Origin of the sequence: Agrobacterium sp. SORGH_AS 787 (assembly GCF_030819035.1) — a bacterium.
GTDB lineage: Bacteria > Pseudomonadota > Alphaproteobacteria > Rhizobiales > Rhizobiaceae > Agrobacterium > Agrobacterium larrymoorei_B.
The window spans coordinates 71,978-92,587 of the sequence record NZ_JAUTBG010000003.1; the positions used below are offsets into that span (position 1 = coordinate 71,978).

17 protein-coding genes and 3 pseudogenes are annotated in these 20,610 nt (G+C 57.6%); 10 read left to right on the forward strand and 10 right to left on the reverse strand.

The features are described 5' to 3' along the window. Nucleotides 1–120: 120 nt before the first annotated feature. From QE435_RS23835 to QE435_RS23855, 5 genes are all read right to left on the reverse strand, one after another. Complete coding sequence (locus QE435_RS23835; protein WP_349043004.1) at nucleotides 121–834, reverse strand: hypothetical protein; 714 nt, start codon at nucleotides 832–834, stop codon at nucleotides 121–123. Next, entirely contained in the window at nucleotides 831–3,902 is a 3,072-nt protein-coding gene (locus QE435_RS23840; protein ID WP_349043005.1) for an N-6 DNA methylase, read from the reverse strand. The genes QE435_RS23835 and QE435_RS23840 overlap by 4 nt, the downstream gene beginning before the upstream one ends. Then, nucleotides 3,899–4,363 carry a hypothetical protein gene (locus QE435_RS23845; RefSeq protein WP_349043006.1) on the reverse strand — a complete coding sequence of 155 codons (465 nt, stop codon included), beginning with the start codon at nucleotides 4,361–4,363 and terminating at the stop codon, nucleotides 3,899–3,901. Before QE435_RS23845 ends, QE435_RS23840 begins: the two co-directional genes overlap by 4 nt. 193 nt (nucleotides 4,364–4,556) lie before the next feature. Next, on the reverse strand, nucleotides 4,557–5,195 hold the full coding sequence (locus tag QE435_RS23850; RefSeq protein WP_349043007.1) for a hypothetical protein: 639 nt from the start codon (nucleotides 5,193–5,195) through the stop codon (nucleotides 4,557–4,559). Further along, nucleotides 5,195–6,796, reverse strand: coding sequence for an ATP-binding protein (locus QE435_RS23855; protein WP_349043008.1), 1,602 nt, complete (start codon nucleotides 6,794–6,796; stop codon nucleotides 5,195–5,197). Before QE435_RS23855 ends, QE435_RS23850 begins: the two co-directional genes overlap by 1 nt. Before the next feature lie 329 nt (nucleotides 6,797–7,125). Here QE435_RS23855 and QE435_RS23860 point away from each other — a divergent pair, with 329 nt between their 5' ends. Together QE435_RS23860 and QE435_RS23865 are read left to right on the forward strand one after the other, a co-directional pair. Next, nucleotides 7,126–7,434, forward strand: a complete 309-nt coding sequence (locus QE435_RS23860; RefSeq protein WP_349043009.1) for a type II toxin-antitoxin system RelB/DinJ family antitoxin — start codon at nucleotides 7,126–7,128, stop codon at nucleotides 7,432–7,434. Next, nucleotides 7,431–7,724: pseudogene (locus QE435_RS23865) on the forward strand (type II toxin-antitoxin system RelE/ParE family toxin). Before QE435_RS23860 ends, QE435_RS23865 begins: the two are co-directional and overlap by 4 nt. 58 nt (nucleotides 7,725–7,782) lie before the next feature. Here the strand turns inward: QE435_RS23865 and QE435_RS23870 are convergent. The 4 genes and pseudogenes from QE435_RS23870 to QE435_RS23885 form a co-directional block, all read right to left on the reverse strand. Continuing rightward, nucleotides 7,783–8,533 (reverse strand): annotated as a pseudogene (locus tag QE435_RS23870) (GntR family transcriptional regulator). A gap of 154 nt (nucleotides 8,534–8,687) precedes the next feature. Beyond that, nucleotides 8,688–9,818, reverse strand: coding sequence for a sugar phosphate isomerase/epimerase family protein (locus QE435_RS23875; protein WP_349043010.1), 1,131 nt, complete (start codon nucleotides 9,816–9,818; stop codon nucleotides 8,688–8,690). Between the two features lie 102 nt (nucleotides 9,819–9,920). After that, a complete protein-coding gene (locus QE435_RS23880; protein ID WP_349043011.1) occupies nucleotides 9,921–10,775 on the reverse strand; it encodes an amino acid ABC transporter permease in 855 nt (284 codons plus the stop codon). A 3-nt stretch (nucleotides 10,776–10,778) separates the two neighbouring features. Then, complete coding sequence (locus tag QE435_RS23885; protein ID WP_349043012.1) at nucleotides 10,779–11,714, reverse strand: ABC transporter substrate-binding protein; 936 nt, start codon at nucleotides 11,712–11,714, stop codon at nucleotides 10,779–10,781. 632 nt (nucleotides 11,715–12,346) lie between these two features. Between QE435_RS23885 and QE435_RS23890 the strand changes: the two genes are divergently transcribed. The 7 genes and pseudogenes from QE435_RS23890 (at nucleotide 12,347) to QE435_RS23920 (ending at nucleotide 18,981) form a co-directional block, all read left to right on the forward strand. Beyond that, the gene (locus QE435_RS23890; RefSeq protein WP_349043013.1) at nucleotides 12,347–13,462 is read left to right on the forward strand and encodes an ABC transporter ATP-binding protein; all 1,116 of its coding nucleotides are present in this window, start codon (nucleotides 12,347–12,349) and stop codon (nucleotides 13,460–13,462) included. Between the two features lie 19 nt (nucleotides 13,463–13,481). Then, the gene (locus tag QE435_RS23895) at nucleotides 13,482–14,522 is read left to right on the forward strand and encodes an extracellular solute-binding protein (RefSeq protein WP_349043014.1); all 1,041 of its coding nucleotides are present in this window, start codon (nucleotides 13,482–13,484) and stop codon (nucleotides 14,520–14,522) included. A gap of 9 nt (nucleotides 14,523–14,531) precedes the next feature. Then, entirely contained in the window at nucleotides 14,532–15,359 is an 828-nt protein-coding gene (locus tag QE435_RS23900; protein WP_349043015.1) for an ABC transporter permease, read from the forward strand. Then, nucleotides 15,352–16,174, forward strand: a pseudogene (locus tag QE435_RS23905) (ABC transporter permease). The gene QE435_RS23900 and the pseudogene QE435_RS23905 overlap by 8 nt, the downstream one beginning before the upstream one ends. Before the next feature lie 31 nt (nucleotides 16,175–16,205). Continuing rightward, nucleotides 16,206–17,630 (forward strand): Xaa-Pro peptidase family protein, encoded by a 1,425-nt coding sequence (locus QE435_RS23910; RefSeq protein WP_349043016.1) that lies wholly within the window; start codon nucleotides 16,206–16,208, stop codon nucleotides 17,628–17,630. Between the two features lies 1 nt (nucleotide 17,631). Beyond that, complete coding sequence (locus QE435_RS23915) at nucleotides 17,632–18,306, forward strand: flavin reductase family protein (RefSeq protein ID WP_349043017.1); 675 nt, start codon at nucleotides 17,632–17,634, stop codon at nucleotides 18,304–18,306. Nucleotides 18,307–18,744: 438 nt separating this feature from the next. Continuing rightward, the gene (locus QE435_RS23920; protein ID WP_349043018.1) at nucleotides 18,745–18,981 is read left to right on the forward strand and encodes a hypothetical protein; all 237 of its coding nucleotides are present in this window, start codon (nucleotides 18,745–18,747) and stop codon (nucleotides 18,979–18,981) included. A 510-nt stretch (nucleotides 18,982–19,491) separates the two neighbouring features. On the opposite strand, the gene QE435_RS23925 is transcribed toward QE435_RS23920, so the two are convergent. Next, complete coding sequence (locus QE435_RS23925) at nucleotides 19,492–19,947, reverse strand: SRPBCC domain-containing protein (RefSeq protein ID WP_349043019.1); 456 nt, start codon at nucleotides 19,945–19,947, stop codon at nucleotides 19,492–19,494. A gap of 77 nt (nucleotides 19,948–20,024) precedes the next feature. Between QE435_RS23925 and QE435_RS23930 the strand changes: the two genes are divergently transcribed. Further along, on the forward strand, nucleotides 20,025–20,537 hold the full coding sequence (locus QE435_RS23930; protein WP_349043201.1) for a helix-turn-helix domain-containing protein: 513 nt from the start codon (nucleotides 20,025–20,027) through the stop codon (nucleotides 20,535–20,537). Nucleotides 20,538–20,610 lie beyond the last annotated feature (73 nt).

Consider the following 20,610-nt stretch of genomic DNA (forward strand, 5'->3'; position numbering starts at 1 on the left):
CACAGTTTCTCGGCTCATAGAATTCTATAACACCGAAGTGGTAGCGAGAGCTTACAAACCGCGTTGCGAAAACTCTCTAAAGCAGTCCAGCCCAGCTTCTCGGAAGTGATCGCAAGTCCGTCAGGCTGGAGCTGTCTCCGTTTCAAAATCAAGGATCGAATGCAGCACGGTGACAGGAGCCAGTCCGATCGCAGTGCGAGCGTGGTCCGACGCAAGCGAGATTCGCTCCACGCCAAGTTCGACTGAAGCCGTTCTCAAGGCCGCAACTCCTGCCGATAACGAGGTGGCGACTGCGGCGAGCCAACTGGTCGGGTTAACATAAGCATAGCCCACCATGCCTGCGGCAAGATCCTTGGAATACGGCGGCTGGCGTTCGATGAAGCATCCTAGACCGTCCGCCGCCATGTAGCGGCCGGAGATATCACCCGGATTTCGCAAAGGCTTGGCTTCCACCACAAACGCGACGGCGCGCCCAGCCTCGAACTTCCGCTCGAAACGGAAATCGGCCTTCGACTTGCGCGTCCCATGCCTCTCGTCGCCCGGAGTTGGGCTTTCATAACTTACATGGATCCGGTCACGATTGCTGTCTATCTCGGCATCATTTCGAAGCCGCCGCATCCGGTCGCCGAGGCCCGAGGTGATCTCGGGCTCTGTTGGGTTGTTACTTTTGCAACCGCCTAGAAACGAATTCCATTCGTCGGCCGTCCGCAACAGCGTGTGGCTGTCCTCTAGCAGGAGCAGTGCATCTGAGATGAACTCGCTCCAGAGGTCGGCTTCCTGGAGAGTTAGCCCTCGCCCAACGAGCCATTGCTGCAACGAAATAACCGCCGTCATACAGCCTCTTTGCTATCGAATCCCGCCATCGCGGCGGCCGAGATAAGGTCCGCATCGGCAAACGCGCGCTCCAGCGTCCAGTGCATCCGTTCGCCCGGTTTGACAAGGACGCTCGCCATCTCCTCTCGCGACTGCCACAAGAAACGGCTTTGCGTCATGGCGCTCGCGCTGTTGCGGTTATAGGTCTCTATTGCCTTGTTCGCGAATTGGTAGGCCCGACTGGCAAGGGAGCGGTTACTGGTCACGTATTCGATAACAACGGCGAGCAGGTCAGCGTCGACCCGCAAAACTCTCGCGCTGTATCGCTTTCGCCCGCCGTCAATCTCGTGCAGTAAGCCGGCAATATAGGTCTCGAGCTCGGCTTGGTCGCTCGCTCGCAATGCGTCATCGGGCGTCCCACCATCCGTGAACCCTTCTCTAAACGAATTGAACTCGTCGATCAGACGCTGATAAAGCGGCGGTAATCCGAGTTTCGCGCAGATTATTGCTTCGCGTTCCTCGGGCGTGACCGTCAAGAGGTCTGCCCAGTCATCCCTCTCAAGACCGCCAAAGGGCCATGGGAGATCGAGGACGGTACTCAGTTCGATATTCGCCCGATCGATCGTCATTCGACGTCCACTGACGAAGCACAGATAGCGGAAGGTGCGTGAGCCCATGTAGAGAGCAAGGGCCTCGAGGAACCGGCGATACCGGGCCGGAAGTTCCTTGCCCGCGAACTTTGGAAAGCAGGCAACGATGAAGAAACTTGTGGCGACGGGCAGCTCGACAAAGATGGCCGTCTCGCAGTTGCGCGGGAGAAGAACAACGTTGCCCATCAGGTAGGGTCGTGAACCCGGAACGGCCCGTTCCAGCTGTGAGGAAGGAAGTGGCACAATGCTTCGAGCTGGGAACAGGCTTCGCTCACGACCAAGCTGATACTTCCAGAACGTATCCCGCTTGGAGTCGTTGCTAAGGACAAATCGGCTATCAAGATTTTGGTCGACCTCGATCTTAAATTGAAGGCCGATGGTATCGTTGAGCTGTCGCATCGCCTGCAGCCGCCCGGAAGCGATTTGCCGGTCGAGCTTGGCAAGCACTCGCCGGTCGACCGGGGAGCAGGTAAACAGACGGCGCCATCCAGCATCGGTCAGATCGTCCGCGTCCTGCCAAAGAACCTGCGTCCAGTCTTGAAGAAGTGTCCAAAGGCGCCCCTTCCTGCTAGCCGGCTGTGTGGATCGCAGCGGGCGATACAGCCAGAAAGGCTGGTTCGATTCTCCTGTCGCCTTGCGCAAGATGACAGCGGCCGTTGCTTGACGCGCGCCTCGTTCGGCCTTCTTGTCCGCGGTGCCGGCGGTACGTGCGGAAGAGCGGCGAAACAACGCGTAGCGAAGATGCGCGAAATCAGCGATACCGATCAACTCGGTTTTCGTTCGCAACTCCCGCGTAAACTTGTCGGAGAAGGTGTTAACAAGGCTTTTCTGCGGAAGCAGGAGAGCCGCGACGCCGTCTTGCTTCAAATGTTCATGATATGCCTTCCAGAGGAACAGTTCAGCTACCTGCTTGTCGCCAATGGGAACCTTGGACCGTTTGTGGTAGTCGTTCGCATGGTCGCTATCGAGTGTGCCTAGCTGGACCCAAGGCGGGTTTCCGACAACAACATCGCACGCGATCCCGCTCGATACATCGGAGAAGAAATCTCCGACTCTGATGTTGGCCCCGCGCTCGGGTGTTGCCGTCAGCATCGGAGGAAACAGTCGCCGGCGTCCGACCCGGACCGGCCACCGCGCATAATCGGCCGCCTCCTTTGGCTCAACATAATCGAGCATCGTTAGATACAGGCTAAAAGCTGCAACATGACAAGCAGTAGCATTCAGTTCGACGCCAAAGATCCTTTCCGTCATCAGCGTGTGGAGATAATCGAGCGGAAGATGCGCCTCGCCCGCCGTAAGTGCAGACTCCACGATCCGTCGATAGGCACCGACGAGAAAGACACCGGATCCCGCGGCCGGATCGAAAACGCGGGTGTCGGCATTCAGCGATGTCGCCTCTTCAACGCGATCGAGCGCGTAGTCGGCAAGGAATGGCGGCGTGTAAAAGGCTCCGAAGCGTTTGCCGGCTTCTTTGTTCTCGTTCCTCAGGAACATCTCGTAGATGGCTGAAAGCGTTTCCGTTCGAATGCTTGCAAAGTCGTAGTCGAGAAAGCTCAGTTGAAGCGCGTCGTTTGAGCCCAAGTCGGCGCCGTGTCGCAGTACCCGTCTCAATAGGTTAAGGTGCTCGGCGTCATACGCGTCCGCATAGTCCTTGGGCATTGGGAAGATGCTGCCGTTGAACACTTCATCGAGACGGCCGAATAGCGTCTTGATGTCGGCAGGCGACCATTCGCTGTCGACGCCCAGGCCTATTCCCGTCAGTTCCCACTCAGCCAGTCGCTCGGGGGTGATGAAACCGCGATCGACCAAGAAATAGAAATAGAGCAATCGTGCGATGAGCGCATTGATGACACTCGGCGCCAAGGCGCGGCGCGACCGCGTCTCCGCGGAAAAAGCAACAGATAAATCTGCGAGAGATCTTAGGAGACGTTCATCGACGAACTCGTCTGCTGTGCGCGCTTCGTCGCGCCAAGCAAGAGAACTCCGCAGAACCCTCGCTGATAAAGGCGCCAATGCGGACTGTCCGCCAATGCCGACCAGCTTGTCGGACGGATCGATCGAAATTTCCGTCGCATACCGCTCCCAGCGGGACGACGAAAAACCGAATCCTTGACACACCCATAGGCGATCCGGCCCGACGGCCACGAGATAAGGTGCGAGCCCTTGGCTCCAGACGCTGCGATGCACCCGCATGGCATCGGCCGCATCCGAAACCGCAGCCAGATAGACCAGAGGGGTAAACCGCGCTTGCTCCGGGCCGAGCAACGTTCCTTGAGAGCCAGTCCAGAGCCCGAAGGCGGCCCGAACGTTCATTAACTGCGCTGCAAGCCGCAAGGCATGACGATGGTTCGGCTGGCTCGCGAAGGAATCCGCCAGAACATAGCCTGGATCCCTCCGATAATCGAGTAAGTCCGCGACTTTATCGAGCAAATCGCTCATCGGTGCTTCCTGCCGACAGCCTGAGGTGCGAAGGGAAGCGGTATTTGTGGTTGCTCCGCGCTTGAGGAAAAGGCCGCATCCCACAGGCGATCGACGATCGGCTCGCAGGGAATCAGGATTGCAGGCTGTTCGTACAGCAATCGCGAAGGATCGGACAATTCAATTGCCTCGGCCGTCACCATAATCCCCGCTGAGCGGAGAGCCCCCGGTCGTTGCTGCGCGCAAAGATTAAAAAGTTCATCCCAGCGCTCCGAAAATTTGGCGATTCCGATATCGAGGGTATGCACAGCCGCCGCCAGTGCCGCCAGTGCGATCAACTCGCCTGCAGAAAAACGTGCGCTCTTGCCCGTTTTCTTCGCGAGGCACGGGATGACCTTACGCCAGTGGCGCCAGGCTTCCGGGCTAACGCCAGCGAACTTGCGGGCTTGTTCGCCCGTATATTGAATGGTGGTCGCTGACATGTTTTCTTGGGGCTAACAACAAGAATCTTGTTCTACTGCACCTTTATCCTTTTGCCAATCCTTGTGATGTGGATACCGATGTTCGCAAGAAAGAACCTTGATGAGGTACCAAAGCCTCAGGCCGAGCAGTGACCGGTTCTTCGTGGGCGAGAAAAGGAGGAATTGCGGGATCACATAGCGCAAGTGGGAGCGCCTAATCCTGCGGAACCGTCTCAAGGTAAGCTTTGATGCCGGCAAGTGCTACATGCATATCGATACGATCTGAAAAGGGATCCATAAGGACACCGATCTGCTGGGCCATCGCAGGATGGATCGGCACCTTCGCTGCTCCCGCCTTTTTCTTTCCGTAGCGACTCAAGCCGCACATGGCGACTGTTTCGATACCCTTATCCGTAAGAGGTTTGACGACTTTCCCGAACCACTGGATGTGATCGGCGTAGTTGTCAAAATGGGGATGAACAATTTTGTAATGCTCAGATCGAGTTGGGAACCGCTTGAGCGCGGGATTGACCCTGACCTCTTTCTCCTTCTTGGTAAGATTACAATCCTTGCAGGAAATGCTGAGGTTTTCAGGTACGAACATGAATCTGGCTGCTGCGTCACGGGAAATGATGTGTTCCCCGTCCCAGACAGCATTATTGTTGGTCGCGATCTCAAAGGTGCAATAGCAGCACCGCTGACCCTGTTCACCGATGTAATGATCTTTGATTTGTTTTCTTACTGGAGCTACTTCATCTTCACCCCAATAGGATCCAATCTGATCGACAGCAGGTCGGTTTTCGAATTCATTGACAATTAGCTGGTTTGCGTCGGAATAGACAACGGGGTTCATTACGACGCCTTCGTTCCCGCAGCCCGAGCGACGTTAGCGATATCCCCGATGATATCCGCAATCGGATCATCCGGTTTCAATTGCTCACTAATCTTCTGAAGATCGGCGGTCACTTCATTGAATTCGGGAGACTTCGACTTGCCTTCCGAGATGAGGCCAAGTGCTGCAACGACCCTTTCCCGGACGTAGAGGTTCCCGGGCATTGGCGTTCCGAAAACTTCCGCGAGCAGGTAGTCTGCCGATTGACCGGTGATATCTTCCGTCGCGGGGAGAGACGGTTGGTCAAGCGCGATGACGTTCGCGTGCTTGGGAAGCTCAGATATGACCATGGGAGAATGTGTGGCAATAACGAAGTGGCATCCATTGAAGCGGGCGAATGTCTTAATCAAAAGGTCGACGTAATCGACCTGCCATTCGGGATGAAGGCTGAGTTCCGGTTCGTCGATCAAGACAAGGCTTGCATTGTTGATGACCGATGCCAGTGCGAGCAACGCGCAGATCATGCTCAGCTGGCCGGAACTGGCACGTCGCAGGTTCGAAACCGGACCGTTGATTTGCTTAACCTCGACGCCCGATAGCCTGAGAAAACCTGCTCGCCGTAGCGGTTGCAGGATGCGAAACGTTTCGTCGAGGTCGCCTCCATAGTTGAAGTCGGCGACTGTCCTGACGAAACCGTCCTCCGCGCGCGCCATCGCCAGCTCCAGAAGATTGTTCAACTCTACTTCGTCAAAGCCGCTCCGAAGCATTTCCTCTACATTGCGGCTCTCCGAAAAGTTGCCGATCGATTTCCAATTGACCCTTTCTCCACGTTGCAAACGCCGCAATACGGACGAATGGATTCGTATCTTGTAGATGACGGTCAAGATCGGCTCTAGGCCGAGGAATTGAAACACCGAGCCAATGTTGATGCGACGAAGAGCTTCGTTCTCGCCTTCCTCGAACAGGTTGTTCAGGGAACGGAACAGAAGCGATTCCATCGACGCTTTGCCGAATTGATCGCGAAGACCCAGATATTCGTAGACCGATGGATCAGCCGGCTTCACAGAATGCCTTATGGAGCGGGGAACTGGGAATTTGTCGAAGGGGCTGATGGTGAGGGCGACCACGCGCCTTGGGAGTGGCAGATCGTAAATTGGTACAAGCAAGCCATCGACATGGCATTCCAGGCTTTGCTTGCCATGGTAGTCAATCGTGCAACGCCGACCATCGATCATGTACGAGAGGTGCTCGAGAGGAAACTCCTTGATCGTACGCCGCTTTCGCGTCTGCAACTGCTCCAACGTGACGAACGTCTGGACGATGGAGCTGAGAATATGCGACTTTCCAGTTCCGTTCTTGCCAATCAGTGCGGTAATGTGTTCCGAAGAAGATGACTGAAGGCTTTGAGGCGGCTCGCTAAACGAAACATGGGGATTCATCCACTCTCGTTGTCGACGCCAGGGAAGGTCTACCTGGACCTTCGCCGTGCGAGCAGCCAGCAGCTGAAAATCGTCCCGTGCGTACATAGTTCCCCTCACACTGACCCTGTGGGCCATGCACCTGCATATCCATTCTTTGCTGCCTACTAAATCACGTTTACAGGTTGTAGCATGGCAATCCACAACAACATTGAAAATAGCAGCTGATAAGCGTCATTGACGACGGCGCCGCGCCATCTGCGGGCATGACATGTCGATGCTCCAGCTGAGGATTGAGGTTTATTGCAGGACGACCAGGGCTAAAACGAAACAGACTGAGGAACAGCAAGCCACGGGTGAAACTAAGCATCTGCAAATCAACGGTAATTAATAGTGCAGTGCGCCGGGAAATTGGCCAGTCATTGGTTCAGATACCTTCAAGAGCTTAAAGTGCTTCGCGCGAAATCTCGGCACTCCAGTCTAGAAATTGTCATGCAAATGCATTACTGTCTCATAAAATGTTGGAGATAGTTATGGCCGCAAACGCTCTTGTACAAACACGTATTGATTCCGAAATCCGGGACCGTGCTTCCGCTGTGCTTGAAAGCATGGGCCTCACGGTATCCGACGCGGTTCGTATCATGCTCACCCGGACTGCTAACGAGGGCGCGCTGCCTCTTGAGCTTCTTTCTGGCAGTGAAGCACATGATGCCTGGTTTCGGACCAAGGTGCTCGAAGCGTTGAACGATACTCGACCGGATTTATCGGATGACGAGGTCGAGGCGCACTTTGCCACACGTCGAGCGGCGGCCCGCCTCAAAGCTGGTGTGCCAAAAACATGAAACTGACTTGGTCTGCGTTTGCGTTGTCCGATCGTGACGCTATTTTCACATACATCGAGGCAGATAATCCTGCGGCAGCCATATTGATCGATGAACGGATAGTGGCCGCCGCCCGTCGCTTGCTCGATTTTCCTGCCAGCGGGCGCGTCGGTTGAATTGCCGGGACACGCGAACTCGTCATCAATGGTACGCCTTACGTCGCCGCCTATTTGATTGCCGAGACAACAGTTCGAATTCTCCGAGTACTCCATGGCGCGCAGGAATGGCCAGAACAACTGCCGCTAAGCTGATGATCGCGTTCGCGCAGGGGCGACGGTTCGATTCCAGTCAAGAGCTTGAAAAAGTAACTTAGGAAAAGTTTTCCAACACGGCCAGGAACGTGTGCCGATCGCCTTGTCCTTCAGTCAGCCTTACGCGCCCCTCGATATCGGCGAGGTGGTGGTCCATCAACTGCTGTGCCTTCGCTAGGTCTTTCGCCTTCAGCGCAGCGACGATCATGCGGTGGTGGTCGGCGCCGCAGTCGTCCTTCTTGTCTTCTTCATAGAGCGCCATGACGAGGGAAAGGCGCGCGACGATTTTGGAGAGCATTTCGGTCATGACGGTATTGCCGCCAATCTCCGCCAGAACAATATGGAATTTTCCGGAAAGCACTGTCTTTGACTTTTCGTCGCCGTGGTGGTGGATGTGCTCTTCCTCGTCGGTCAAATTTTCAAGCGCATCGAGTTGTTCTGTGGTAGCGCGGGACATGACAAGGTCGAGGATCGCATGTTCGATCTTGCGGCGCGCCTCGAATAGAGCCTTGGCTTCTTCGATGCCTGGTTCCGCGACGAAGGTTCCGCGGTTGCGCTTGCGCTCCAGCAGATGGTCGCTTTCCAGCACGCCGAGAGCACCACGGACGACGGTTCGGCTGACGCCGAAATGGTCGGCAATGGCATCTTCGAGGATCTTTGTGCCGGGTTTCAGCGCGCCTTCGCCGATGGCAGTGGCAAGCGTCGTGCGAATGCGCTCGGAGACGTCGTCATTGGCATTTGTCTGCCGCTTCGGCAGTGCTCGGCGCCTTGGGGGCAGATCGCGGGGTCTGCCGACGGGTCTTCTTCATGTCCTGCTCCGCATGCATTCGAGCGGTCGGTCGCTCGATCTGATTACATCCATACACATATTGGTGCGTACATTGATACGCGCTGGAAATCCACTTGATCTTGGGTCTTGCGCGATGACGGCAGAGATCTCCACCGTCATCGCGTGGTTCGAAATCAGGCTGCCTGCCGGTTTGCCACGGATGGGGAAAGATCGATGCCATTATCGGCGCAGATCGTCTCGATATGCCTGGCCGAATTGCGGATGAAGATGATGGCCGCGTCGAAGCCGTAGGCCTGCTTTTCATAGGACGGGTAGCCGTAATTGGTCGCCTCATAGGTCTCCCAATCCGGGATCTCGCCAGCAGCAACACGCTTTTCAAAGGCGCTGATGAGACATAGATAGGCGTCGAGCTCTTCGGCATCGAGGTCCGGGTGCGCAGCGCGCCAGGCAGGGTCGTCAATCTCGATGCACTGACGTGGATTGGCCTTGCGCGGCTTGTCTTCGACCGAGGCGACAACTTCCAATGAGAGATTGAGATCCGGGTTCGCCGCTGCCAGGATTGGAACGATCGTGGCAAAATCCACGATCCCGCGACCGACGGGGCGGGTCTGGAAATCGAGGCCACCCGGAGCGCGGCCCACATAGGCGTCCTTGATATGGGTCTGGCGAACGTATGGCGCAACGCGTCTTGCGGCGTAAACCGGATGCTCCCCGCGCTGCAGGCCGTTGGCCGTGTCGAAGACGACGCCCATGCAATCCTCACCGACCTTTTCGATCAGCCTGAGGATTTCGAAGGACGTAATCTCGTCATGGGTTTCCATATTGAGATGGACACCATTGGCGCGCGCTACGGGAGCAAGTTTCAGCAGGACCTTCTCCATGGCCAGCAATTGCTCGTTCCAGGTGACGTCGGTGCGAAAGCGGTCGTTTGCCAGCCTGCCACGATACTCCGCTTTGAAGTTTCCGGGCGAGATCCACAGTTCGCGGCAGCCGATGGAGGCGCTTGCCTCGATCATGCGGGTAAAGCCCAGAATGACGTCGCCATCGCCGATCGCACGGAACTCTGGAGCTTCGGCACTGCAATAGGGATTGATCTTGCCGACGCCACTTTCGAGGTAGAGCCCCAGTTCATCGGCTTTCTCGCGGACGTCGCGAAGGGCTCCCTTGTCGAGCCTCGGGCTCATGTCGAGAACTGTCGGGAAGAACAGGCCCGCAAGGCCAAGCTCCTTGACAAGGTTAAGGCTTGCGAGCGGTCCGCGTTTCACGAACTCGGGAAGCTTCTGGCTATCGATACCCAGTCTCATAATGGTCTCTCCTTGATGTTTCCTGATGGGATGCGCTGCAGTGGCGATCCCTTGGTTGGTTGATTTTCTGGCGTCATCGACTGCGCGCTGGCGCCCCCAAGCTCAATTTTTGCCGCTGTTTGAGCGGCCTTTTGGCGCAAGCTTCCGTTCCAGATAGTGCTGGCCGATGGAGGCGATCGTGGTGATCCCGAGATACCAAAGCGAGGCAACGCACAGGAGTTCGATGACGAGGAAGTTGCGGGCATAGATGGCCTGCGCCTGTGTCAACAAATCCTGCATGCCGATGACTGAAACGACGGCACTCGCCTTCAGCATGCCGATCGCCTGGTTTCCGGTCGGCGGGAGGATCAGCCTTACTGCCTGAGGGAGGACCACCGTTCGCAGAGTCTGCAATGGTCTGAGGCCCAGAGACGATGCGGCTTCGCGCTGTCCACGATCCACCGCAGTCAGGCCACTACGAATGATCTCGCTCATGTTTGCCGCCTCGTGCAGACCAAGCGCCAGAAAGCCGGCCAAGGCGGGCGTGACGATGTCGTTTACCGAAACCGACCAGGACCCGAATCCGATCTCGGGGACGAAGAGCGCGATGTTGAACCAGAAGAAGATCTGGACGATCAGCGGTACGCCGCGGAACCACCAGACAAAGGCGACGGCGATCGCCTTGAGAACGATGTTCTGGCTCGTCGCCATAATGGCAATGAGGCATCCGATGACGATGCCGGCGACCATGGCGCCCGCCGTCAATTCGAGCGTCAGAGCGACGCCGCCAAGAATGACGGGGTCGATCATGTAAAGCGGGATCTCGCTCCATTGGACGCTCTGATTTCGCCCGACAGCCAGGACCATGAGGGCCAGCACAAGGATCGCAATGCTTCCGGTTGCAACCTGCCCCCAGCGTATCGGCTTGCGGACTGGAGGCACGATGGTCATGCTGATCGGTTGAGCAAAGAGTGCCATGGCTCATTCCACCGGCATGGAGGCAGCATCGTTGAACTTAACGGTCTTGACGGCAAGCGGGCCAAGGGTCCATTTCTCCATGATGGCCTGATAGGCGCCGCTGTTGACCATGTGCTGGAGCGATGCGATCACGGCATCCCGGAGCTCTGAATTATCCTTCGAGACCAGCATGCCTAGATAACCGACGGCGAGGCGGACATCGGGCAAGGCTTGCAAACCGACGCCTTTGCCGGTCTGCTTTTCGGTGGTGTAGACGCTCGTTGCGTAGCCGTTGACGGTCGCATCGGCGCGGCCCGTTCGCACGGCCTGCAAGACGTCCGGCATTTTCGGGATGGACATGATCTCGATGGGCGCGGTCTTGCATTTTGCCGAGGCAGCAACCACGAGCCTGTTCTGGAAGGTCCCGACCGGCACGGCAACCTTCTTGCCGCAGAGGTCTTCCATGCTCTTGATGCCAAGTGGATTGCCCTTGACCGTCATGATGGTTGTTGCGTCAAACATATAGTCGATCACGTCGACCTGCTTTTCCAGCTCCACATCGTCGTTAATACCGGAAAGCGTCATGTCGAACCGCTTGGACAGCACTGCGGGAACGATGGCTGCGCCCGCGCCGACATTGGTCATCTGTACATCGACGCCGAGAATGACGCCGAGCGCTGCCGCGAGGTCGGCATCGATGCCAATCAGCTTGCCGGCCTCGTCCTGGAAGCTGATTGGCGGGGTGAGATCCGTTGCCACCTTCAGCACCTTCTTTTCCTTAATCGCTGCGGGCAGACGGTCTGCCAGTTGCTGATTGAAGGCGACGCCTGGAAGCTTGGCCACATCCGCCTCCGGCACCATCTTCACGGGCGTACCTTCTGCGGCCTGCGTGGTTGATGCGAGGAGAGCTAGAGCGACGCCAGCCACGGCGGCTGTGAGAGTCTTCTTGAAACTATGCATGCGGAACCCCTTGTTCACATTATCTGTTGTCGTGAATTTTCAGATTGGGCAAAGCAATCAGCATGCCAGATTGATATATCGGTTCCTATGTAACTGTTTTTAATTTCTTATTTTTTCGATTACAAGATTAAATGATTATGCGATTTTATATCCGCATAAAGTTTCGCAAATTTTTGATTAAAAATTATCCATCGGTCAATCTTAAGCATTACGTTCACAAACAAACTCATTAAATAATTGATTTAATTGTGTAATTTCTGGACCTGACAGGCGCGCCCTGCTACTGTCATCCTCGCAAATGGCTGGAAACTGAAGCCGTTCGGAGCTGCGCGCGCCAGAAACCTGCACAACAAATCACCGAGACCGCGCTTAAATGCACAACGAATGAATTCACATGAAAATTCGCTTCTCATTGATTATAAAGTTACGAAAGCAAATAAAGCAAAAATATATTAATGTAATCAGTTGTTTGATCATTTATGCGAGATGTTGTTAGCGCAGTTGGCATACCAATTGCAACTGCCGTTTCCATGACCCAAAGCGAACTGAAAATTGCTGATCGACCATATCTCCGCCTGCTGCCGACGAGCGCTAAGCCCGTGGCCATGAAGGCGCAACCCAAGGGGACATTCATGTCGCAGACCTCGAATGCAGGAGAAGGCAAGCAGCTTAGCGTTCGTGGCCTGACCCATAGCTACGGCGGACAGAACGCCATCAGCGATATCTCGTTCGAGATAGAAGCGGGTGAGATCGTTGCGCTACTGGGGCCGAGCGGCTGCGGCAAGTCCACGGTGTTGCGCGCCATCGCGGGGCTGATCCAGCCGAAGAGCGGCGTGATCCAGCTCGGTGGCGAAGACCTTGCCCATGTTTCGGCGCGTGCGCGCGGGATCGGCATGGTCTTCCAGAACTACGCGCTATTTCCACACCTGACGGTCGTCGAGAATATCGCCTATCCGCTGGCTTGCCAGAAGGTTGGGCGCTCCGAGAGGCGCGAACGAGTCGAGGAGATGCTCTCGCTCGTACAGTTGAAAGGCTTTGGTCATCGGCTGCCGCGTGAGCTCTCCGGTGGTCAGCAGCAACGCGTCGCGGTGGCCCGTGCCATTGCCGGACGGCCTTCGCTTCTGCTCCTCGACGAACCGTTCGGCGCCTTGGACCGCGCTCTGCGTTTCGACCTGCAGGTCGAGCTTCTCCATCTGCAGAAAACCCTTGGCATCACCACGCTGATCGTCACGCATGACCAGGAGGAGGCGCAGAGCCTCGCTGGACGCCTGGTCCTGATGAACAAGGGCAATGTCGAGCAGATTGATACGCCGATGGCCGTCTATGACCGGCCGAGGACTCTCTTCGTCAATACCTTCATTGGTCAGGCCAATGTGTTGCATGGAACGGTGAACCGCGTGGAGACGGAAGCGACCGAGATCTCGCTGGCAAATGGCAGGGCCCTCGTCCTCCCGCGTCGTCTGAATTTCACCACCGGCTCCAAGGTCACGATCACCTTCCGACCCGAAGATGTGAGTCTCTGCGCCACGCCGAGCGCATCGGCCCTGCCGGCGCGGCTGACCGTGTCAGTGCCGCTTGGGCCCACCCTTGTCCATGATCTCCTTCTCGAAGACGGGACAAACCTTCGTTCCTCGGAGGTCCGCGGGCCTTCGACCTTCATTCCCGAGCCGGGAGCACAGCTCTTTGCCGAGATAGACACCATGAGGTGTCACGCCTTTCCGAGCGAACCGGAAGCATTCCGTGAATAACAACAACAGAGGTGAACAGATGCAAGACTTCAACATCACAAGACGCCGTTTCGGACTGCTTGCCGCCGGTGCGGCCGTGGCAGCGACCGTTCCTTTCGCCGCCCGTGCGGCTGGTGGCACGGCGGTTGCCGCGACCTTCCCAGGCAACTGGGAAGACGGCTATCGCACCGTGCTGACGCCACTCGTAAAGGAGGCCGGCTTCGATCTGACGGTCGCCCCGGCAATGGCGCAGGACCAACTCGCCAAGGTCATGGCAAGCCCCGGCAATCCGCCTTACGACACGCTTCTGATGTCGCCCGGTCAGATGGCCATCGCCGTCGAAAACGACCTCATCCAGAAGATCGACCCGTCCAAGCTCAAAAATTGGGGAATGCTCGATCCGGCCTTCCAGGGCGAATACGGCCCAACCGTCACGGTCGAGGTTAACGGCATTGCCTATAACCCCGATCTCGTCCCGGCGCCGAAGGGCTACCGCGATCTCTTTGAAAACCCGGCTTATAACGGCCTGGTATCTTGGACCGGCTTCGCCTCCAACACGGGCGTGATGGCCTATACCGAGATCGCCAAGATTTACGGCTCGGGTCCAACCGACATGGATGCCGTCTTCAAGCTGTTCAAGGAACACCCGGAGCAAATCAAGGGTGTGGTGGCCAGCACGAACCACCAGATGACGCTGTTCCAGCAGGGTGAAATTGCAGTCTTCATGTGCTCGACGGGCAATGTCGCGAAGTTGAAGGCGATGGGGCTGAAGGCCGAATTCGTTCAGCCGGAAACGGGTTCGCCCGCAGCGCCAGTCAACATTCATCTGACCAAGGGCGCCAAGAACGTTGACGCGGCCTATGCCTATATGGATGCCGCGATTTCCAAGGCCGCGCAGGACAAGCTGAAGATGCCGCCAACGGAAATGTTCCCGACGAACAAGCAGGTCGAACTGACGCCGGGGATCGAGGCCTATGTGAAGCGCGAGCAGCTTGCCTCTCTCGTTTATCCTGACTGGGCTGCCATCAACAAGAACCGGCCGGAATGGATCCGCCAGTTCGACGCCCTCGTCGCTGGTTGAGGTAGCACCATGAAAGCGAGCGGCTTTCCCTACGTTATCCCGATGCTTCTGCTGTCGGTGGCGTTCTTCGCGACGCCGCTCGCCGTCCTTGTCGGGTTCAGCTTCATTGGACCCGACGGCCTGTCCCTGCACAATTACGCGCGCTTTCTTGGCGACGCGTTCAATTATCGCGTTCTCGTCAACACCGCCAAGCTCGGGGTACAGACCATCGTCACCACGACGCTGCTCGGTGTGCCGATCGCGCTGTTCTACTGGCACAGCGGCAAGACCGCACGCCAGATCATCATTTTCCTGACGCTGATCCCGATGTTGACCAGCAATGTGGTTCGGACTTTTGCCTGGATCGTCATTCTCGGGCGGCAGGGACCGATCAGCGAGACATTCGTGGCGCTTGGACTGGCCGAACGTCCGTTCACACTCATGTCGACGGAACTCGGCTTGATGATGGCCATGTGCCAGATCGACCTGCCGCTGATCATCCTTCCGCTGGTGGCGATCCTGTCGCGCATCCCCGTAACCTACACCGAGGCTGCGCAGGTTTCGGGTGCCGGGCCGTGGCGCATCCTGGCCACGGTCCTGTTGCCGATGATGCTGCCTGGGCTTCTGGCGGGTTGGATTCTCGTTTTTGCCAGCACCAGTGCTTCCTTTGTCACCCAGGCGGTGATTGGCGGCGCGCGCAACGTCTATGTGCCGCAATTGATCTATCGAGAGGTCGGCACGCTGTTCGACTGGCCGATGGCCTCTGCCATCGCCGTCGTGCTCCTCATGTCGACCGGCTTTCTTCTCGTCGGCATGACCACGATTTCCCGTCACCGGAGGCTTGTCGGCCATGCGTAGAAAATCCGGAAACCCGGTCCCCGTCATTCTCTACAAGGCTTTCGTCTTCGGCTTCGGCGGCCTGAGCCTGATCTATCTCGTAGCCCCGATCGTCATCGCGATCACCCATGTCGTTCACATCCGGGCAGACGCTCAAATACCCACCGGAGGGCTTCTCGCTGCGCTGGTATGAGGCGTTGCTCGATCCGATCCGCTCCGGGACGGAGCATATTGCCGCTGGCAACTCGCTGAAGATCGCAGGCCTTGCCGTCCTCGGCTCGCTGCTCTTCGCCGTGCCCGCCACGATCGGCATGGCTCGACTGCAGCGTCGGTCGGTCAACACAATCGAGCCGTTGCTTCTCGCGCCGCTGGTCTTGCCGAGTCTGGTTTATGGTCTGGCTGCGCTGATAGTCGCCAATTCCGTTGGCTTGCAGCCTTCGCTCTGGCTGACGGCCGTCGGCCATGTGGTGGTTTTCGGGCCACTGATGTATCGCGCCGCCTCGGTCGTCGCGCAAGGTATCAATCCCTCGCTGGCGGAAGCTTCGACCGTGATGGGAGCCACGTGGTTCACTACACTCAGGCGCGTGATCCTGCCCTTGCTGACACCCGGCATTCTCGCCGGCGCATTTCTCGTCTTCATCCAGTCGCTCGACAATGTTTCCGTCTCGCTCTTCCTGGCCGATGCGCAAACGACAGTGCTGCCGCTCAGGATGTTTGCGCTGATCGAGGAGTCGCTCGACGTGCGCGTTGCGGCAATGTCCGGCCTGCTGATCGGCCTGACGCTGGTGGTGATGCTGGTGGCAAGGCGGGTGCTGGCGCCTACGCGACAGGCCTGACGAACAAGAACAATATTGGAAGGAATAGCCCATGAACATGACCGCCACCAGAACAGGAGCCTATCGCATCGGCTCGCTGCTCGCCGACTTTCAGCCGGATTTCGATTTCGCAGCGCCCTTGCCCTTACCCGTCGAGGAATTCGAGGACCGTCTGCGGCGTATCCGCCGCCAGGCGGTGGAGGCCGGACATGACGCCCTGATTGTCCATACCGGCGGTGTGGGCTGGTTTCACACGTCGAACCACTATCTGCGCTATATCTGCGACTGGATGCGCGAAGGCGTCTTGATCATTCCGACGGATGTCGACAAGCCCATGGTGCTTTTGTCATTCTTTACTCAGTCCGTGCTCCTGCCGCCGGGAGGCGAGCCGGTTCTTGTCGAGGATATCTGGCAGATTGGCCCCATCGGCCGGGAATATGCTGATCGTCCGGGCGACAGCGTCATCAAGACCGCCGAAAAATGTGCTGAACTTCTGGCAGGGATGGGGCTATCGAAAGCGCAGATCGGCCGCATCGGCGACCGCACCTCGCTGACCTTCTGGGCGGGCCTCGACGCATTGATGCCGGGCGTGAAATTCGTTGCCGACAATGCCATTCTCGATCGCATGCAAAAGGTCCGCTCGCCACGCGAGATCGAGATGTTTCGGGCGGCCGCCCAATTGGTCAGCATCGCCACCCAGGCGGCCTATCACGTAGTGAAACCCGGCGTGAGCGACCACGAGATCTACGCGGCCTTCACCCAGGCGCAACTCTCCTTCGGTGGCGAGACCGGTGACGGTTACCAGATTGGCATCAACGAATTTGGCACCCATTGCGGCAAGCCCTACGGGCATGTCGTGCGACCGGGAGACCTGATCAACCTCTACGTCTCCAACGTCACCTATCGGGGTTACACAGCGCAGACTGCGCGAATGATCGCTGTTGGCGAGATCACCAAGCGTCAGGAAGAGGTGCTCACCGCCAGTACCGAAGGTGTCAAGCGGGCGGAAAAGCTGATCCGCCCCGGTGCCCTGATGCGTGATGTCAACAATGCGGCCTTCGAGCCCATGATTGAGCGCGGCATGCTGGCGTCGCCGGAAGCCCGCACCATGCCTTACAACTGGGCACCGATGGATGATGGCAGTGCGAGGCTTATTCCGCGCCAATATGTCAAGAACATCGACTGGGAGGCGCAGGGCCGCACGCTCATGCATGTCTATCCGGCGACACATGGGCCGCATAACCCCAATCTCGGCCATTCGGTCGGCATGGCCGGCGGCCAGAATAGCTTCAACATATCCTCCCATAACTACGATCGGATGGAGGAGGGCATGGTCTTCGTGCTCCACACACAGTGGCTTGAGCCACTGTCGGCCGGCTGCAATGTCGGTGACATGTATGTCGTGACCAAGGACGGGTTCGAAAACCTGTCGCGCCACACTCCGCTTGAAACCTACCGCATTGCGACCGAGGCCTGAGATGACCGACATGACCCGAGCTCACACCCATTTCAATTTCTCACGCCTCACCGAGCGCGAGCGCTACAAGATCCTGATCGGCACCGTCATCCCGCGCCCGATCGCGCTTGTGACAACCGTCGATAGAGACGGTCGCCCCAATGCTGGGCCGTTCAGCTTCTTCAATGTGCTGACCCATGATCCGGCTATCGTTGCGATCGGTGTCGAGAACTATGCCGACATGCGCTTCAAGGATACGGCCCGCAATATCCGCGAGACTGGTCAATTTACCGTTCATATCTGCGACAACGCACTCGTGGACCAGATGGAGATCTGCGCCATCAAATTCGGCCCAGGCATGAACGAGATGCAAGAAGCGGGTCTCGAAACCGTGCCAGGTGAAATGGTGTGCAGCCCGCGCATTCTCGCAGCCCCTGCAGCACTTGAGTGCCGTCGTCATACCACGTTGCAGGTAGGTCCCGCCCGCGAGATCATCCTCGGCGAAGTCGTCGGCGTGTTCGTGCGCAGCGACGCCGTCAACGCATCCAACCTGCATATCGACCAGCAAATGATGGACGCCGTGGGCCGCATGGGCGGCCATACCTACAGCCGCACCCGCGACCAGTTCGATATCAAGACGATGACCCCACAGGAGTGGGAGAGCCGGAAGATTTTTGGGGCGGCCGAGGCTGGGTGAAACTTCGATCACCAACGCCCTGTGGACAGATTGCTCGCCTAGCTTTGATTATGTCGGTCGTGGGTTCGATTCCTGTCAAGGCGAAGCAGGGCAGGATCGTTTCGAACGTTTTCCGCAAAACCACGCAACACGATGACTGCGAAGGTCTCATCATCGCGGCGAGTGATACGGGCCGCGATATGCCCGTCAGTGTCGTCGCCGATTGCCCGACTAGGACCGGAACGTTCCCCAACTAAAGTGGGAGCTAACAGCTGGAAAACTTCGGACAAAAACCCGTGTCTCAGGAGATTATTATCGTGCCGGAAAAATGAAACCTTACAGCATGAACTACATGGACTGGCAATTCCATTCCTGTTTCACGAACCTTCAGGCGCAATCGTCGCAGAACGGCGTCGAGGCTGCGCGTCCGTCGGCGTTGTCCGGAAGGGGAATCCGCTAATGTCCGCGCCGTTAACGCCGGAACGTTTTGCTGCCGCCCGGCATGCTGTCGTGTCCCGGCGCGGGCAATTCACCGGGCCGGTCGATGACGCTCTTGAGACGCTCGGCCTTACCGGCGAGATCGTGGCCGTGATGCCAGGCTTCCCCGATGCCTTGCGGATTGCACGCCAGTCCGATCTCGTCGCGCTGGTCACGCAATCCTGCCTGTCCGATCCATGGTTCGAAGAAGGGTGGTAAGCTTCCCGCTACCGGTGGAAACGCCGGAGATCGCCGTCGTGGCGCTTTGGCATCCCCGCATGGAAGCAGATCCCGCGCATCGCTGGCTGCGCGAGACAGTCATTGCCGTATGCCGGTCCTCCGCGCCGTCGTCGAAACCGGAGGACAATGGCGGCGCGGCAGAATCTGCAAGCCACGTCCGCCACAACAAAAATGACAGGCAGCCCACATAATTCTCCAAGCCCACATCGACGGAGCCCGTCCCACCGGCTGTCATGCGAATTTGCCTCCGACGCTCAATTGTGATCCACGTCGGCATCGCCTCGATCAAGGGCGGGTCCGTCCAGTTGCAAGTGCGCTTGCTTGGTGACGCTGGCTGGAAGAGCCTCTCAGCGATCGAAGGAACGATCCGCGCCCTGCGCGTGCGGAGCCTGATGGCGACGGCGTCTCAGGGCAACCTTACGCGATTGGGAGCATGTTGCCCGCATGGCACAAGCGCCTGCCAAATCAAGGTTCGTCGATAGAGCCAGCTTATCGCGATACGAGCTTGATTAGATTATCGAGTGATGCGTTGTTCCCGGTTTCTGTTCCTCGGATCATTGCGTCGCCGCAGAACGACGTTACCTGAACCGTCATCTGGACCTTGGTTCCGCCGTCCCGATCTTCAAGCAATGTGGTGATAAGAAGCGCCGCCAGGGTTTGCCCACCCGATTTCACAACCTCAACCCACACGATCCGGGTATTGGGCACGATGGAAATATAGGTGGCCGTACCCGTGTACTGCGGATCATCCTTGCTTCCACATCGGAAAGCATCCTGGCCGCCTTCCCGGAAATCGGCCGCGTCGTAAAGGAATGCCGCATCCTCGGATGGCGCGCTCCAACTCGCACGCTGAGCCGGGTCGGACATGGCGGAAAAGACGCGCTCCCTATCGGCGTCGCACTGACGCTCGAAAACGAAGGTGTGGTGTTTGATCTGCTGGTCCATGACGCCAAACCGCTTGCAAAGTGCAACCAGATAATCTTCTATTATATCCGCTTGCGATGCGCAATCTGTTTGAAAGGTTGGCAATGGACCACCGCTCGGGCTGTCCGATCAATTTGTCTATCGAGGTGCTGGGCGACCGATGGAGCATCATCGTCTTGCGCGATATCATGTTTGGAAAACGGCGAAGCTATCGCGAGCTTCTTGGCAATTCAGAGGAAGGGATCGCAACGAACATCCTTGCCGCCCGTCTGAAGCATTTAGAAACCGCAGGGCTGATTGAGATGGCCGACGACCCTTCCCACAAACAGAGGAAGATGCTGAACCTCACCGACAAGGCGATTGCACTTGTTCCTGTCATGGCTCAGCTCGGCGCATGGGGCGTGCGGTTTACGCCTTGCACTCCAGAACTGGCGATCCGGGCCAGAATGCTCGCGGAGGGTGGGCCGCCCATGTGGGAGGATTTCATGGCCGAGCTGCGCCATCTTCATTGCAAAACGCCAAGGCCAGCCTCGGGGCGCTCCGTGCTGGCTGAATTGGCAGAGGCATATCAATGCGAACTGGCTGCACCAAGGCACCAGTCACGGATCTAATCCTCTTTTGCTGTCGCAACCGTCGCGGCGGCGACCCTTCCCAGCAATCTGCCCATCACCTCGCCGCCGAGCC